The 17,411-nt window shown below is 37.0% G+C and carries 14 protein-coding genes (1 of these 14 running past the window's edge); 3 read left to right on the plus strand and 11 right to left on the minus strand.

The window, feature by feature from the left end; genetic code table 11:
- Window positions 1-58: 58 nt before the first annotated feature.
- The 9 genes from pyk to asnB all read right to left on the minus strand — a co-directional run bounded on the left by pyk (window position 59) and on the right by asnB (window position 12,609).
- A complete protein-coding gene (pyk, locus tag AACH31_RS08510; protein WP_161831551.1) occupies window positions 59-1,492 on the minus strand; it encodes a pyruvate kinase in 1,434 nt (477 codons plus the stop codon).
- A gap of 64 nt (window positions 1,493-1,556) precedes the next feature.
- Window positions 1,557-2,516 carry a 6-phosphofructokinase gene (pfkA, locus tag AACH31_RS08515; protein WP_161831550.1) on the minus strand — a complete coding sequence of 320 codons (960 nt, stop codon included), beginning with the start codon at window positions 2,514-2,516 and terminating at the stop codon, window positions 1,557-1,559.
- Window positions 2,517-2,628: 112 nt separating this feature from the next.
- A complete protein-coding gene (gene dnaE / locus AACH31_RS08520; protein ID WP_161831549.1) occupies window positions 2,629-5,670 on the minus strand; it encodes a DNA polymerase III subunit alpha in 3,042 nt (1,013 codons plus the stop codon).
- A 122-nt stretch (window positions 5,671-5,792) separates the two neighbouring features.
- Window positions 5,793-6,749: a DHH family phosphoesterase gene (locus AACH31_RS08525; protein ID WP_161831548.1), complete on the minus strand. Its 957-nt coding sequence runs from the start codon at window positions 6,747-6,749 to the stop codon at window positions 5,793-5,795.
- Between the two features lie 106 nt (window positions 6,750-6,855).
- On the minus strand, window positions 6,856-8,043 hold the full coding sequence (locus tag AACH31_RS08530; protein WP_161831547.1) for an acetate/propionate family kinase: 1,188 nt from the start codon (window positions 8,041-8,043) through the stop codon (window positions 6,856-6,858).
- A gap of 16 nt (window positions 8,044-8,059) precedes the next feature.
- A complete protein-coding gene (locus AACH31_RS08535) occupies window positions 8,060-9,046 on the minus strand; it encodes a class I SAM-dependent methyltransferase (RefSeq protein ID WP_161831546.1) in 987 nt (328 codons plus the stop codon).
- Between the two features lie 437 nt (window positions 9,047-9,483).
- Complete coding sequence (ytfJ, locus tag AACH31_RS08540; RefSeq protein WP_161831545.1) at window positions 9,484-9,900, minus strand: GerW family sporulation protein; 417 nt, start codon at window positions 9,898-9,900, stop codon at window positions 9,484-9,486.
- A 4-nt stretch (window positions 9,901-9,904) separates the two neighbouring features.
- On the minus strand, window positions 9,905-10,678 hold the full coding sequence (locus AACH31_RS08545) for a DUF2953 domain-containing protein (protein ID WP_161831544.1): 774 nt from the start codon (window positions 10,676-10,678) through the stop codon (window positions 9,905-9,907).
- Window positions 10,679-10,800: 122 nt separating this feature from the next.
- A complete protein-coding gene (gene asnB, locus AACH31_RS08550; protein WP_161831543.1) occupies window positions 10,801-12,609 on the minus strand; it encodes an asparagine synthase (glutamine-hydrolyzing) in 1,809 nt (602 codons plus the stop codon).
- Between the two features lie 232 nt (window positions 12,610-12,841).
- Between asnB and yidD the strand changes: the two genes are divergently transcribed.
- From yidD to AACH31_RS08565, 3 genes are all read left to right on the plus strand, one after another.
- Window positions 12,842-13,069, plus strand: coding sequence for a membrane protein insertion efficiency factor YidD (yidD, locus tag AACH31_RS08555; protein ID WP_262950819.1), 228 nt, complete (start codon window positions 12,842-12,844; stop codon window positions 13,067-13,069).
- A gap of 95 nt (window positions 13,070-13,164) precedes the next feature.
- Window positions 13,165-13,806, plus strand: coding sequence for a trimeric intracellular cation channel family protein (locus AACH31_RS08560; protein WP_161831541.1), 642 nt, complete (start codon window positions 13,165-13,167; stop codon window positions 13,804-13,806).
- Between the two features lie 87 nt (window positions 13,807-13,893).
- On the plus strand, window positions 13,894-15,792 hold the full coding sequence (locus tag AACH31_RS08565) for an ABC-F family ATP-binding cassette domain-containing protein (protein WP_262950840.1): 1,899 nt from the start codon (window positions 13,894-13,896) through the stop codon (window positions 15,790-15,792).
- Between the two features lie 513 nt (window positions 15,793-16,305).
- Here AACH31_RS08565 and AACH31_RS08570 read toward each other — a convergent pair.
- The gene (locus AACH31_RS08570; RefSeq protein WP_338617385.1) at window positions 16,306-17,250 is read right to left on the minus strand and encodes an IS30 family transposase; all 945 of its coding nucleotides are present in this window, start codon (window positions 17,248-17,250) and stop codon (window positions 16,306-16,308) included.
- 156 nt (window positions 17,251-17,406) lie between these two features.
- A protein-coding gene (locus tag AACH31_RS08575; protein ID WP_161832939.1) for a M18 family aminopeptidase crosses the window boundary here: on the minus strand, window positions 17,407-17,411 show its 3' portion. 1,291 nt of this gene lie beyond the right edge of the window; only the last 5 of its 1,296 coding nucleotides appear in the window; its start codon lies off the right edge, out of view; its stop codon occupies window positions 17,407-17,409.

Below are 17,411 nucleotides of genomic sequence, written 5' to 3' on the forward strand. Positions count from 1 at the left end.
AATAAGAGCGTAAAAAAAAAGGAGGGAAAAGCCTCCTTTTTTTATGAAATTAACTTAATTATTTTACTTCATGAATTTTCATTAAGTTAGTATTTCCTTCACCAGCTGGTAACCCTGCAGTTACAACTGCGATTTCACCTGCTTCTAATCCAGCGAAATCTTCTGCAACTTTAGCTGCTGTTTCTAATAATTCATCTGTATTTGATGTTTCAGCAACAACAACTGGTTGAACTCCCCAGTATAATGCTAAAGAAGCAGCTGTTTTTTCACATGAAGTTGCAGCAACAACTGGTGCAGATGGACGATATTTAGAGATTGCACGAGCAGTAGCTCCTGATTGTGTACAAGCGATAACCGCTTTAGCACCTAAATCTTCTACAGTATCAGCAACTGCTAATCCCATAGCTGAAGCTACGTTACGTGTAGATGAAGCAATTGCACGAGCGATAAGTTCTTGGTGATCTAAAGCTTGTTCAGTACGACGAGCGATACGAGCCATTGTTTCAACAGCTTCTAATGGATATTGCCCTGCAGCTGATTCTCCTGATAACATGATTGCATCTGATCCGTCGAAAATAGCATTAGCAACGTCTGATACTTCGGCACGTGTAGGACGTGGATTTTTTTGCATTGATTCTAACATTTGAGTTGCAGTAACAACAATTTTTCCTGCAGCATTACATTTAGCAATGATTTCTTTTTGGATTAATGGAACGTCTTCAGCAGGTACTTCTACCCCTAAATCCCCACGAGCAACCATGATTCCGTCAACAACTTCAAGGATTGAATCCATGTTGTCAACACCTTCTTGGTTTTCGATTTTAGCGATGATTTGAGTGTGAGTATTTCCGTGTTGTTTGAAGATTTCACGGATTGCTAATACGTCTTCAGCACGACGAACGAATGAAGCAGCTACATAATCAACTTCCATTTCGCATCCGAAAACAAGGTCAGCATGATCTTTTTCAGAAATGAATGGCATGTTTAATTTAGCACCTGGTACGTTGATTCCGCGACGGTCTTTAATGTATGCAGGGTTTTGAACTGTACATACGATTTCTTGGTTAGCTGTATCTAATTCATTAACAGTTAATGTTACATATCCGTCATCAACTAAGATTGTTCCACCAACTTCAACGTCATTGATTAAACCTGGGTAAGTAATTGAGAATTTTTCAGCTGTTCCTAATACTTCGTTCATAGCAACGCGTACAGTTTGTCCAGCTACTAAATCTACCCCACCGTTTTCAAATAAATGAGTACGGATTTCAGGACCTTTAGTATCTAATAATACAGCAACATGAGTTCCTTTTTCTTTATTGATTTCACGGATTAAGTCCATACGAGCTTTTTGCTCTGCATGATCACCGTGTGAGAAGTTACAACGAACACAGTTCATTCCTGCATCTACTAATTTTGATAACATTTCTTTTGATTCTGATTTAGGACCAATAGTACAAATCATTTTCGTATTTTTGAAAGTATGTTTCATATCCTAGTACGCTCCTTCGTAGAAATAAATTTAATAATATTACAACAATTATTATTTCATTTTATTATGATAATTGTTTTGCTAGACAATACATTGTTTCATCAAAAACGCGTGGTAAGTCAAGTGCTTCTAAAATATCGTAGTGCGCTAATTTGTTATCGCGAATACCAACACAACGACCACCTTGACCTTCGATTAATAAATCAACAGCGTAAGCTCCCATTCGGCTTGCTAAAACACGATCCGCTGCCGTTGGAGCACCACCACGTTGAGTATGTCCAAGAACAGTTGCGCGAGTTTCAACACCCGTACGTTTTTCGATTTCTTTAGCTAATTGGTGAGCATCTGTCATTAATTCAGCTAAAGTGACAATATAATGTTTCTTTTGACGTTTTTTTCCTTCCTCAATTTGAGCAACGATTTCGTCCATGTTAATTCCTTTTTCAGGCACGATTAACTCTTCGGCACCACTAGCAATGGCTCCCCAAACAGTTAAGTCACCGCAGTGACGTCCCATAATTTCAACAACGCTACAACGGGCATGAGATGCTGACGTATCACGTAAACGGTCAATTGCGTCAACAACTGTATTTAATGCCGTATCGAATCCGATTGTGAAATCACTACTTACGATGTCATTATCAATTGTTCCTGGTAAGGCAATACAATTAATTCCCATCTCAGTTAATTTTTTAGCTCCCATATAAGAACCGTCGCCACCGATAACAACTAATGCTTCAATTCCGTGTTTTTTCAATTGCTCTACACCAAGTTCACGAACTTCAATGTTTTTGAACTCAGGAAGACGTGCTGAACCTAAGAATGTTCCACCACGATTAATGATGCCACCAACATCACTATTCGTTAATTGTTTAATATCACCCTTAACTAATCCAGCATATCCATTGTAAATACCGAACACTTCAATATTGTTAGCAATACCTGCTCTTACAACGGCGCGAATGGCTGCATTCATACCTGGTGCATCTCCACCACTAGTAAGCACACCAATTCTTTTTACCATAGTGTTTCACCTCACACTAGAATTTTGTTCATCATCCATTCAATGAAGATTATTCCTCAAATATTATACCAGTTATTTCACAAATTATAAATCTTTTTCCCATCTCTTTTAATTATGAAATCGTTATTATTTTAATAAAGTTAAGATTTTTTTCATTATTTCGTTCACTAATTCGTCCCTGTACAGCGATAACTTTTCCTAAAAGTCTCTTATATTCACTCACGTAAACATCCGAAAAAATTGTCACCGTTAATGAGGTATTTTCATCTGTTATTTCCATAAAGGCCATCAATTTTCCATGACGATCCCTAATCTCTCGAAACTTTTCAACAAATCCAACAAAAGTAGCCTGAGTCTTTCTTATCGAAGAGATTTCGCTTGGATAATACCACCCGTTTTCTTTGGCAACCTTTTGCAATAAATGAATAGGGTGAGAGTTCAAGTAAAATCCAAGTAACTCCTTTTCACGTTTCATAAGGTCAATTTTACTAAAATCTTTCGAAATAATTTGCATTTGAAAATCGGGTTCAAATAACCCACCGTCATATTTAGAAAAATCGAGAATTGCCGTTAAATTGTGATGAAGCGTCGCGCGATTGTATCCAAACTCATCTAATGCCCCCGCGTCAATTAAACTTTCATATGCCCTTTGATTCATAAAAGTTCGCGTTCTAACCACAAAATCATACACTGATTTAAACGCGCCATTTTCACGAATAGAGACGAGTTGTTTGGCTAAATTTAATCCGATGTGTTTGATTGGAAGGAGGCTAAATCTAATACATTTATTTTCAATTTGATACGTGAGTCCACTTCTATTTACTGACGGGGGCAAAATAGTTAAATCTAATTGCTTGGCTTCACGAATATAAATCGCTGTGTGGTGCTCACTTCCAATCACATTTGTTAAAGCGACGCTCATAAAGTAAGCAGGATAATGTGCCTTTAAGTACGCCATTTGATAAGCGATTAAACTATAGGCAACTGCATGGCTACGGTTAAAGCCATAATTTGCAAATTTTAGAATAAGTGAATATAACTTCTTAGCCATTTCAGGTGAGTGTCCCCTTTGAGTGGCCCTTAAAATAAATTGTCTCTCCTCTTTTTCTAAAATCTCTTTATTTTTTTTAGAAACCGCACGACGCAATACATCAGCCTCTCCTAATGTATACCCTGAAACGACGTGAGCGATTTGCATAATTTGTTCTTGATATACAATAATTCCATACGTATCCCGTAAAATTTCTTCCAGGATAGGATCTAAATACTCAATCCGTGCCTCCTTGTGCTTTCTCGCCGCAAACAGAGGAATATTCTCCATCGGACCCGGTCTGAATAAGGCATTACAAGCGATAATATCCTCTAAGCAATTAGGACGTACTTTTTTAAGAACTTGACGCATCCCCTCTGACTCTAATTGAAAAATTCCGGTTGTCTGACCAAGTGTAATCATTTTATACGTTTGTGAATCATTTAAATCCAATGAGGCTAAGTCAAACTGAAAATCAGATTCCTTTCTAATAAGCGTCATCATCTGCTGTAACATATTAAGATTCTTCAACCCTAAAAAGTCCATTTTAAGTAGTCCAATCGCCTCTAAATCCTCAGCCTCGTATTGAGAAACGTAAATTCCTGTTGGTCCCTCCATGATAGCGGTGTGTCTAGTTAAATCCTGATCATGGATAATGACTCCCGCAGCATGAATTGAAGTATGGCGAGGTAATCCCTCGATTTTCATCGCCTCTTGATAAATCATTTCAAGTTTAGGGTATTTTAAGAAAAATTCCTTTAACGGTTGACTTTGCTCATACGTTTCCCTAAGCGTCTGCCCCGAGGAAATGTAGGTAGCTACCTTGTTAATCAATTCAGTTTGTACATCATGGATGCGGGCCAAATCACGCCACGCCGACCGTGACTGAAACGTTCCAAACGTTGCAATTTGAACCACGCATCTTGCTCCGTACTTTTGTTGAACATATTGAATAACTTCATCACGCCGATTATCTTGAAAATCAATATCAATATCGGGCATCGTAATACGTTCAGGGTTTAAAAACCTTTCGAACAACAACTTATATTTAATCGGATCAACATTTGTAATTCCCAAAACATAGGAAACAAGCGACCCCGCAGCTGATCCCCTTCCGGGCCCAACCAAGATTTGATTCATCTTGGCATACCTAATAAAATCCCAAACAATTAAAAAGTAGTCGCAAAATCCCATCTTTCTAATGGTTTCTAACTCATACCTCAATCGATTTTTATGAATTTCTGACACCGATGTTCCGTATCGTTTAAGCAACCCTTTATAGCATAGCGCCTCTAAATAAGTGGCTGCTGTCGTTCCCTCGGGTGTTTTAAACGTTGGCAATAAGGACTGATGGAGCAATATTTCAACCTCACATGCGTTAGCAATCTCTTCTGTATGATCAATCGCCTCTTCGTGATCGACGAATAATTGACGCATCTGTTCCTCCGTCTTAAAGTAACGCTCCACATCACTAATCTGCATTTGCTCCACCGATTGATTCGCCTTAATAGCCCGTAGTAAAGTTAACGTTTTAGCATCTTCTTGATTCAAATAACGCACATCATTAACAGCAACCATCTTTAGCTGCTTCTCCTTGGCGAAAGAGATTAAGCGGCACGAACAATCATACGTCTCTTGGTTAACACGTAACAATCCGATATAAAGATGATTGAACGGTTTAAGATAGCGTTGATAGTACTGATTAAGATTTTCCCATTGATGATCCATCACCATAGAAACAAATACCCCTGTTTCCCCATTCGTAATCGTGATTAAATGATTCGAATAAGGCAATAGTTCTTCAAATTCTATCCCCTCGTCGTTCAAAGCGTATAAAGAAGCTAACGACAGGAGCGCCTCATAACCGGTCTGATTTTTAGCAAGAAATGTCCATTCCTCCGTTCCCATTTCGAGTTTTACTTTAACAGTTAATCCAATTAATGGTTTAATGTTGTTCACTCGACATTCCTGGTAAAACTTAATCGCACTGTGCATGCTACCGTCTTCAGTCAGAGCGAGTGTTTTCAACCCCTGTCTCGTTGCAAGATGGACATAGTCTTTTATCGTTATCGAGCTATTTAACAAAGAATAGGCTGATCGCACCTGTAAATGCGTAAATGCCATTCGAACCTCACCCTTTCCTAAAATAAAACATTTGTTCGTTTTTTATCTTAACACAAAAGAAGACTACTGACAATTGTCTATAGTCTTCCCTGAATTTTCTTTTTTATAACCACTCATAGAGGCTAAACTTCTAATTTATATTTCAAGCAAACTTCCCCTAATTCATCAAGTAATCCCTGACAATCTTCCCATTTACTTAGCATTGCTCCAGATGCCTTAGGATGTCCTCCACCATCAAATTTAGCAGCGACTTCATTAATAATAGGTCCATTCGATCGAATATTTGCACGAATTCGTCCATCCTCATTTTCAAATAAACATACCCAAACTAAGATTCCCTCAATATTAGCAAGCGTATTAACAAGCGCCGATCGTGTCCCAGTTGTTAAATGATAAGACTTTTGGATATCTAGCGGCATTTTAAAGAAGGCAACTCCCGCTTCACTGACCTCAAATTGACTTAAAACATATCCTTGTGCCTGAACAATATTTAATGAACGGCGATATAAATTCTCGTGAATTTTATTTCGATTAATCTCGCAAGAATATAGAAGTTGTGCCGCACTTAATGTATCTATCGTTGTATTATCGTATAAAAAGCGACCGCTATCCGCAATAATCCCCGTATATAAGCATGAGGCAGCCTCTTGTGATAACTGCAAGTGATACGCTTCTCGATTGGCCTGATATAAATTAACAACGATTTCCGAAGTAGAAGAGGCGGCTGTATCTGTATAGTTAATATCGGCGTACTCTTCAACAACTGGATGGTGATCCAATTTAATTAACTTAGCTCCTAATTTATAGCGAGAATCATCAATTCGAGCAGAATTTGCAGTATCCATAATCAATACGAGTGCCCCCTCATAATCCTCATCACATACTTCATCCATTTGCCCCATCCATGCAAGGGAAGGTTCATTAAACCCTACTGTTTTAACTACTTTATCTTTATAATTGCAACGAATTAATTCAGCTAGACCAAGCTGTGAACCTAGGGCGTCTGGGTCAGGGCTCACATGACGATGGATAATAATCTTATCAAATTCAAAAATATGGCTCCAAATTTCTTTTAACATAATTTCACCTCTATTTTAACATGACTAAATTATAACACAATCTATCCAACGATGGACTTTTTATACCCTATTAAAAAATGAGATTCGTCACCGAATCTCATTTTCCTTATTTTACAAATGCATAGGTATCTTCAGCAATCATTAATTCCTCGTTAGTCGGAATCGCAAACACCTTAATCTGAGAATCCGGCGTTGAAATAAGCTGCTCTTCTCCCATTACCTGATTAGCTTCGTCGTCTAATTGAATACCTAAAACTCCTAAGCGATCAACGATTGCCTTACGAACCGGTGTTGAATTTTCACCGATTCCCGCTGTAAAGACTAAGGCGTCGACTCCACCTAAGTAAATGTAGTAAGCACCAATATAATCACAAATACGTTTAACGTATAAATTAAAGGCCGTCATCGCACGCTCATCTTTTTGTGCAACCAGTTTCAAAATATCACGCATATCCGATGACTCTCCTGAAACACCGTATAAACCTGACTCTTTATTTAACGCATTAACCGCTTGATCAACCGTTAAGTTTTCTTTTGCCATTACAAAAGGTAAAACAGCTGGGTCAATATCCCCTGAGCGTGTTCCCATCATAATTCCCGCTAAAGGAGTGAATCCCATTGAGGTATCAACTGAGTGCCCCCCCTTAATAGCGGTTAAAGATCCTCCATTCCCTAAATGAATCGTAATCATTTTAGTTTCTTCTAACGGCTTATTCATTAATTTAGCGCATTGTTTAGCAACATATTGATGTGAAGTCCCATGGAATCCGTATTTACGCACACCATATTTTTTATACCAATCATATTTTACCGGATATAAATAAGCATCTTCTGCCATCGTCTGATGGAAGGCTGTGTCGAAAACAGCAACAGGAACAGCATGAGGTAATTCTTTCATAAATGCTTTAATTCCTAAAACATGAGCAGGGTTATGAAGTGGCGCTAATTCTGATAAAGCATCAATTTCAGCTAACACCTCATCCGTAATGACCACTGATCGATCAAATTTTTCTCCCCCATGAACAACGCGATGACCGACTCCGCTAATTTCATCATAGTTTTTAACAATTTTTAAATCAAGTAAAGCTTCTAATAATAAATGAACTGCCACACTATGATCTTTAATAGGTAAAACTTTTTCAATTTTTTGATCTTCAAATTTAATATTAAATACTCCATCATTAAATCCGATACGTTCAACTAATCCTTTAGTAATGACAGTTTGGGCTGGCATTTCTAACAATTGAAACTTCAATGATGAGCTTCCTGCATTAACAGATAAAATTTTAGTCATATAGGTATCCTCCATCTTATTTATTCATTTTCATCCAATTTTCAATACGAATTAACGTCTGATTGAACGCGTGTGGATCATTAAAACTTGGCAGTTGCGCGACAAGTACCTCGTTAACTGGGCGAACATGTTCCCCATGTTTTTGAATAATAAATAGGCTCTTTCCAACCTCGTCTTTTTTAAACAGCGACATTGGTAATTGTAATAAAGCCTGAATTGTCGCATTTTCCTTAAGTAATTGGTGAAAATCCTGCGAATGTGACTGACTAAACAAATCATTTGGAATCACATAAAAACCATATCCTCCAGGCTTTAAGTAATTTAAATGATTCTCGATTAGTAAATAAGGAAGATAATCCACTCCTTGAGAACTCAACGTTAAATCTAAATTAACTAACTCTTCCTTAGCGAGATGCCCCTCCGGTAAATCACCTATAATTAAATCCAATGGATTCACCAATAATGGTTTTAACGAGCTTTGCTGATAAAACTGAACCTCGTATTCCTGCATATCAGAAAGTGTACACGCAATCTTTAATAAATCACTATCTACATCAACTCCATAAACCATCTGAGGCTCTGCCCCCAAATGATTTAAAACAGCTGTCAGCAAATTCGCCGTACCGACTGTCAAGTCCCCCATATAGGCCTGTTTAATATCCCCCATAAACTTAGAAATTAAATAGCCCAGTATCATTGCAATAGAGTCTGGTGTCATCACCGCATTTGTGACTCTTTCGGACTTAAGCCCCTTTAAAATTGCCAACTGTAATGCCTTTCTAATTTCCTCTTGCGTAAACTCTAACCCCTCTAACTTCGCATAATGCGATTTTAAAATCTCTTTCGACTCTTCATTAAGAGATAAATTAATCTCTTGTGACATGATATTTTGACAACTTTCACACATCGCATGTAAATAATTCATCTTTAACTCTGAGCTAATGATCATCGAGGTTTCATCTACGAGATCAAATAGTTGTTCAATTACTTCGGGTCTAAGCACTAAAAATCACCTCTTCATGATATACAAATTGATTTTACTACAACTTTAAACCGTTGTCACGGCTTTAGCCAAAAAATGTTATAACGTTTAAGTAAAAGAGATAACGCTTTCTACATGACACATAAATCCAATTTATAAGCTCTCCTGTTCCACGTCTATCTTACCAAAAATTTCATAAGTAACCCCTCCTTAACTTCCAAGGTTATCTTTTAATTCGAAGGACATCGACGCTAAGAAAAACTAGTACCTTTTGATCATGCAAAAATATGAGTTAGGAGACATCGAATGGAAGCACTTCTTACTAGGAGTATGCAAGTTAAAACATCTACCTCTTAAGCTAAACTTTTCTATTTAAAATAAAAGAACCTATAGGCCCACACTTTTTTTAAGTGTCTCTCTTATAGGTTCTCATTCAGCCAAAGTCGACGAATGTTTAATCATTTCGCAACAGTCTCATTTTTTTCTGCCGCTTTAGATCCCGATTTATCAAATTCATTCACGATATTATTTATAAACTTAGGGGCTTGATCCAATAATCGCTCATAAAGTGACGTACGTTCCTCAACGTGTTTTAACTCAACCCCAGATTCATTGACGATTAAAAAGGCAATGGGTGTAATCGAAACTCCACCACCACTTCCGCCCCCAAATGGAGAACCATCGGTTGTTGATTTGCGCTCAGTTTCAAATTCGCTACCTCCCGCTCCAAATCCAAAACTTACTTTAGAAACAGGAATAATCGTGTCCCCGTGATCTGTTTTTAAAGGATTTCCAACAATGGTATCGACATCAACCATTTTCTTCAAGCTTTCCATTGAAATTTTCATTAAATTATGTATTGGATGTTCTGCCATAAAATTATTCCTCCTCAATTTTTAGCATCCGTTTAATTGTTAATAATTCTTTAAAGGATAACAAAAGAACAAGTATAATATCGACGATTCGAAACGAGAGTATACATGAAAGGCTAATAAAAAGTGAATTCCCCTTAAATTTACTTTTTACATCAAAGTGATAGTGATCCACTTTCTTAACGTATCTTTCAATAAAGGCATAAAAATTGGCTTGAAATGTCCACAATGCTCCGATGATGCACCCGGTGGTCATGGCATCGTCTAAACTGAAATCAATCATCGACTCTAAGCGATGAATTCTAATTCTATTCGTTAGACGAATAAGAACTTTTCGAGAGAGTTTAAAAATCGTCTTGCCCCGTCTAATCATAGATTTTATCGCTCTCATATCTAATTTGCGTGTCACCTTTTTTTGTTTAATCTTAACTGCCCTTGTCTTTTTCCGACGCTTCTTCCTAGTGCCCCCCATCTCCTTCTTCGGCATCGATGGAGATGGATCAACAATCGGCTCTTTTTTAACTTTAACTGTTTCCTTAAATTCAACCCGGGTCAACTCTTGTTTTGTTTCCTCTTGAACCCTCGCAAACTGGGATTCTACCTTCTCCTTCGTAGAATCCTTTAAAAAATCAGTCATCTCTAAGCGATACTTCAGCCAAAGATAGCGTAACTCAACCCACCCATCCTGCTGATTTAAAAACAATTCAACTTTAATTTTTATAAATGACAAAATAATAATGAGTCCTAATAAGACAAGTAAAAAATAACCGATAAACCGCATGACGTAATCCCCTTAATTTTTTATTTTTCCATAGTATGGATGAAATACCTTTCTTTTATACTTCTAGATGATCTTCTCAAATAAAAAAACATTAGCTCATTTAGCTAACGTTTTTTGTTTTGCTATTCAATAAAATTAATATGATACTCTTTAAACCAAAGATGGAATTGATATAAATAAGCAATCAACTGTGGCTGTGTCATTAACTGTCCGAACCATGGACGTGTAATAATCTCATCACTCGTATTGGCAAGAGCCCATAGTTTTTCCTCATCAAAAATCTCATGTAAAATTGAATCTGGATCATTCAATGCCTCTCTTAATAGCGCTTGGATTAACTCTGTATAATGCGGATTATGGGTTTTAGGATATGGATTTTTTTTACGATACAACACTTCATCCGGCAATACTCCCTCTAAAGCTTTACGTAATAATCCTTTTTCCATTCCACCATGAAATTTCATTTCCCATGGAATATTATATAGATACTCCATTAGACGATGGTCGGCAAATGGAACCCTAACTTCAAGACTCGCTCCCATGCTCATTCGATCTTTGCGATCTAGTAAGGTTGTCATAAACCATTTCGTATTTAAATACGTCAACTGACGTTTTTCATTATTTAATACACTATCTCCTTCTAAAATAGGGGCACTCGCAATCGATTCATTAAATCGTTTCGTTGCATAGCCAACAAGATCTAACTTCTCTTGCCATTCCGGTTTTAAAAGTGTATTACGAATCGCTAAATCACGAAGCCATGGAAACATTCCATTCATCGGTTCACGGTAAAACCAAGGATATCCCCCAAAAATTTCATCGGCGCATTCTCCTGATAAACTCACGGTATAATCCTCTTTAATTTTTTTACAAAACCAGTAAAGCGATGAATCGACATCTGCCATCCCCGGCATATCTCTAAAATAAACAGCATCCTTTAAGGCATCAGCCAAATCCTGATTACTAATGACGCAATAATGATGATGGGTTTGATTTAAATCCGAGATGAGTTTAATAAAATCATTATCTTGAGAGACCGTAAAAGCGGTTTTTTTAAAGTATTTCACGTTATCTTCATAATCAATAGAGAACGTATGTAAATTTTTAATTTCCTGGGCAGCGATAGCTGTAATGGCGGATGAGTCCACCCCTCCTGATAAAAACGTACATAATGGAACATCTGAAACGAGTTGTCGTTTAATAGCATCTAACAAAATATCCCTTGTTTTAGCGACAGTCGTCTCGAAATCATCGACATGTTCAGACGCCGTTAATTCCCAGTACTGCTCTTCCTTTTTACTTCCACTTGAGACGTTCATATAATGTCCTGGCTTCAACTCTTTGATTCCCTTATATAGTCCGTGACCCGGTGTATGAGACGGCCCAACCCCTAACAACTCTCTAAATCCTTCTAGCGTAATTTCATTTTTTTTCGTATACTGTAAAATCTGTTTTTGTTCCGAAGCAAAAATAATTCCATCTGGTAATTCATAATAATACAGCGGTTTAACACCGGCACGATCTCTCGCTACGAACAATCGCTGTTCCTTACTGTCCCAAACTGCAAATGCATAAATTCCGTTTAATTTCTCAACAACTCGCTCTTGAAAGCAAACGTAAGCTTTTAAAAGTACCTCCGTATCCGAATGTCCTTTAAACGTATATCCCGCTTTCAATAACTCCTGACGAATTTCTTCCGTATTATAGAGCTCACCATTATAAACCATTGTATATTGGTGAAAAGACATCGGTTGTTTTCCTTGTTCAATATCAACCACTGATAACCGGCGGTGACCTAAGAAAACATGTTGATCATAAAAGGTTCCCCCTTCGTCAGGTCCCCGATGTAAAACAGCCTGTACACAACTCATATCATAAGGTGTCCTCACCTCATTCAAATGATAATTTACAACCCCAAAAATTCCACACATATCACCATCTCCTTACCTATTCCCTTATGGGGTTAAATGGAAAAAACATTGTACGACATATTCTATGCGAAAGACTCCATATTGAAACATGTTTTTTCTTCTGCTAAAATATTTTTATCAAAAATGCAAAAAATCGACTTCAGGAGAAGTGTCTTATAGGACACCATGCTCCCCCACTTAAGCGATTTAGACGCATATAACCTATTATTTACCCCAAGCGGAGGCGACTAAAATGAAAACTCTACTGATTAAACTCATTCGATTTTATCAAAAATACATTTCCGTTCAAACAGGACCTAACTGCCGCTTTATTCCGACCTGTTCGCAATATGCTATCGAGGCTATCGAATCTCATGGGGCGTTAAAAGGAGGATGGCTAGCAATCCGAAGAATTTTAAGGTGTAACCCCTTTGGAAAAATGGGATATGATCCTGTTCCACAGAAAAAAAAGAAAAAATAATAAAAATTCTTAAAATAATTGGCGTTAATTAAGTGATAATGCGTAAAATATAATAGATTTAAAAGGTATTATTTTGTATAGGGGGATTTCAGATTATGGAACTCATTTCTTTTTTAGAATATATTGGCGTGTTTGTGTTCGCCGCTTCTGGGGCAATCTGTGCCATCGAAAATAGGATGGATTTCTTCGGAATATTAACCTTAGCCGCTGTAACAGCAATGGGCGGTGGTGTCATTCGTGATGTTGTAACGAATATCGGAATTCCTGCATTATTTTCAGACTATATATCAATAGGAATTATCCTTCTTTCAACCACGTTGACTATTATCTTTCGTGGTAAAATAAAATGGAAAACTTCATTTCTTCTTTTAGATGCGATTGGTTTAGCCGTTTTTACCGTTGCTGCGGGCATGAAAGCCATTGAACTACATTATAACTTCTTAACCTTTATCTTTGTTTCCCTTATCACAGCAATAGGGGGTGGCGTCGTTCGTGACATTCTTTCTAAAAGAGTCCCAATTATTTTAAAAAGAGAAATATATGCGGTTGCCTCCCTCATTGGATCTACTGTGTTTTGGATAATAAGTCCTTGGATTGGTATTTATCTGAGCTCCTATCTCTGCCTTACTCTTATCTTTATGATCCGTATTTTTACTTACTATTATCATATTCACTTGCCGTATATTGAAAACGGAAAAATCATCTTTTACTTTAATCAAAAAAAATCCGATGATTGATTCATCGGGTTTTTATTTGCTCTCTTTTTAAAAAAAGGTATAATAGTTTTATCTTTAAGAAATGTTGTGGTGATAAATTTGAATTTAATGACAATTGAAAATATAAGCAAAAGTTACTCAGTAAAAACGTTACTTAAAAACATCTCATTTGGGATTAGTGAAGGCGAGAAAATAGGGATTATTGGGGTTAATGGAACCGGAAAATCAACGCTTCTTAAAATTATTGCGGGTGTCGAGACCCCTGAAACAGGGAAAATTACCAAGGGAAATCGGGTACGAGTAGAATATTTATCACAAAATCCAAACTTTGACGAAGAGGCATCCGTTTTAGAGCAAGTATTCAAGGGAAATTCTAAGGAAATGCAACTTTTACGAGAATATCAAGAGATCCTTGAAACTTTGCAAACTCATTACGATGATAAAATAAATGAAAGACTTTTAAAAGTTCAGGATCAAATTGACCGTTTAAACCTATGGGATTTAGAAAGTGAAGCGAAATCCGTATTAACAAAATTAGGCATTATTAATTTTTCCCAAAAAGTAAAGGAATTATCGGGGGGACAAAAAAAGCGAGTTGCACTCGCATCGGCACTCATTACCCCATGTGAGCTATTGATTTTAGATGAGCCTACCAATCACCTGGATAACGAAACAATATCTAAATTAGAAGATCATTTAAATAGTCGTAAAGGGGCCCTTCTTATGATCACGCACGACCGTTATTTTCTTGATCGGGTTACCAATCGTATTATTGAGCTTGATCACGGAAACCTCTATAGCTATGATGGGAACTATTCTCTATTTCTTGAAAAGAAGATGGAACGTCTTCAACTTGAAGCGGCGATGGAAGATAAGCGACAAAATTTACTTCGAAAAGAGTTAGCCTGGGTTAGACGGGGAGCCCAAGCCCGTTCCACAAAACAAAAAGCACGATTACAGCGTTTTGATGAACTAAAAAATAAAGAGAAACCTACCAATCAAGAAAGCATTGATATTTCAGTCGCATCTACACGATTAGGTCGAAAAATAATGGAATTCAATCATCTCCATAAATCTTTTGATGGCCGTTGTCTGATTGAAGATCTCGATTACACATTAGCAAGAACAGACCGTATCGGAATTGTTGGACCAAATGGAATCGGTAAATCAACACTTATTAACCTTATTCGCGGAAAAATAGCTCCGGATAGTGGAAGCATCGAAATCGGAGAAACAGTTAAAATTGGTTGTTTCGCCCAAGAGAGTGAGGAAATGAACCCTAACCTCCGAGCGATTGATTATATTAAAGAAAAACGTGAATACATTGAAACAGCTGATGGAACACGTATTACCGCTTCACAGATGTGCGAACGATTCCTCTTCGATGGGCACCTCCAATATTCTCAAATTGGAACTCTATCTGGGGGCGAAAGACGTCGTCTCTACCTACTCCGTATTCTAATGGATGCTCCTAACGTACTCCTCCTTGATGAACCTACCAATGATCTTGATATCGATACTTTACGTCGTCTTGAAGATTATCTTGATGATTTTAACGGAATTGTCATAACCGTTTCCCATGACCGTTACTTCCTCGACCGAGTTTGTAATAAAATATTTGCTTATGAAGGCGAGGGGAAAATTACCATCTATACTGGAAATTATAGTGACTACCTTGTCTTCAAAGAAGCAAATCCCTCAAAAAACGAAATCACGAGTGAGAACAAAAATAAGGAAGCAAGTAAATCTAAGCCACGTCGTGAAAAAAAATTAAAATTTACATTCCAAGAACAAAAGGAGTTTGAAACCATTGATGATGAAATTGCTACATTAGAGGAAAAGATAGAGCAATTTAATCAGGAATTAATCAAACATGCCACTGATTATGTGAAACTTCAGGATATTATGGCACAAAAAGAAATAATAGAGGAAGAATTAGCCCATAAATATGAGCGATGGGAATACTTAAATCAATTAGCTGAAGAAATTGAAAATAAAAGTAAGTAAACAAACGAATACCCAATAAAGTACCTTCATCGTAGACAAAAAAATAAAGCGGAACGGTCAATCATGATAGAACCGCTTTATCGTCTATGAGAGAGGTACTTTTTCTTATACTCACCCCCCGTTTGCCCCATTCCAAACCATTAAAACGTCAAAGAATTAAAATTTATTTAAAGGAAGGGGAAAAAGGAAACTACTAATTCTAATGGTTTTGGGCCCCAACATCTTAAATCCATCTATCGAAATTTAATTCATTGAAAAAATGCCTTAGATTCGACTCAATCAAAGCCCACAACTGCTGTTTAAAAAATGGCTCTTCAAGAAGCTTCACAGGGTCAAAGGCTTGTATTAAAAATTCATCACCCTTCCAACATCACATTCCTTCATTCGTTCAACGCAAATGTAAAGAGAGATTTACACCTATCCCGCCATCTCGTACAAGACGTATAAAAAAATACAGTATGAAATCTACACATAACTAGATTCATACCGTATTTTTTTATTTATGACGAATTGTCAATACAAATGCGACAGTTTCTCATGAAATAGCTCGAATGAAGTTTTCCAACCTAAGCATTTTCGTGGTCGATGATTAATGAGGAGGAGGGCTTCATCAATCTCTTTCTCACTAACTCGTGCTAAGTCCGTCTTCTTCGGAAAGAATTCTCGAAGAAGACCATTGGCATTTTCATTACTTCCTCTTTGCCAAGAGGAATAGGCGTCAGCGAAGTAAACAGGAACCTTTAAATCTGCTTCTACTTTGGAATAACAAGCAAACTCTTTTCCTCGATCAACGGTATAAGTTTTAAAGGTGTCTTTAGGAAAATGTTCATATAACTCACTAATCGCTCGGTACATTTCAGATGCTGAGCGATTTTCGATTTTAACGGTGACATAAAATCGTGTTTGACGTTCAATAAATGTAGCTAAACATCCTTTACTTTTACCACGGCTTGAAACAACTGTATCAAGTTCCCAATGACCAAATGCCTGACGTTTTTTTACCTCTTTCGGACGTTGATGAATTGATGTCCCAATGTTAAATCGTCCGCGTGTTTCTCGTGGTTTTCGGCGTTTTCCCTTTTGCCTTAAACAGCTTAAATCCCCTAACAAAATCGTTCCGTCATAAATCCAACGATAAATAGTTTTGAATGAAATAACACCCTTTAAAACCGTATTAGAAATTTGTTCAGGCGACCAGGTTAACTTTAAATAATGTTGGATGGTTTGAATAACTTCTTCAGATTTGGTCTCTGGACGATGACAAACTAAGCGACGTTGCTCGGCTAATTCATCTGCTAGCTCTGCTTGATACGTCTTTTGAGTATTTCGTTTTAGTTCACGAGCAATGGTTGAATGATGACGATTTAATTGCCCCGCAATTTGTCTCGTTGAATAACCCATTTTTGAAAGAACTTCTATACGTGTACGCTCAAATGTGTTAAGATGTTTATAACTCATAAATAGATCTCCTTGTTAAGAATTTGGTGTGGTAACTTCATTCTATAACAAAGAATTCTATTTATGAGCTTTTTTTATTTGTCGTACTTAATATTACAATCTGTCTTATATAAATGAATTCCTTAAAAGTTGTGAACTCATCGCTCATTTAGAGCCTTATA

Source organism: Turicibacter faecis, assembly GCF_037076425.1.
Lineage (GTDB): Bacteria > Bacillota_I > Bacilli_A > MOL361 > Turicibacteraceae > Turicibacter > Turicibacter faecis.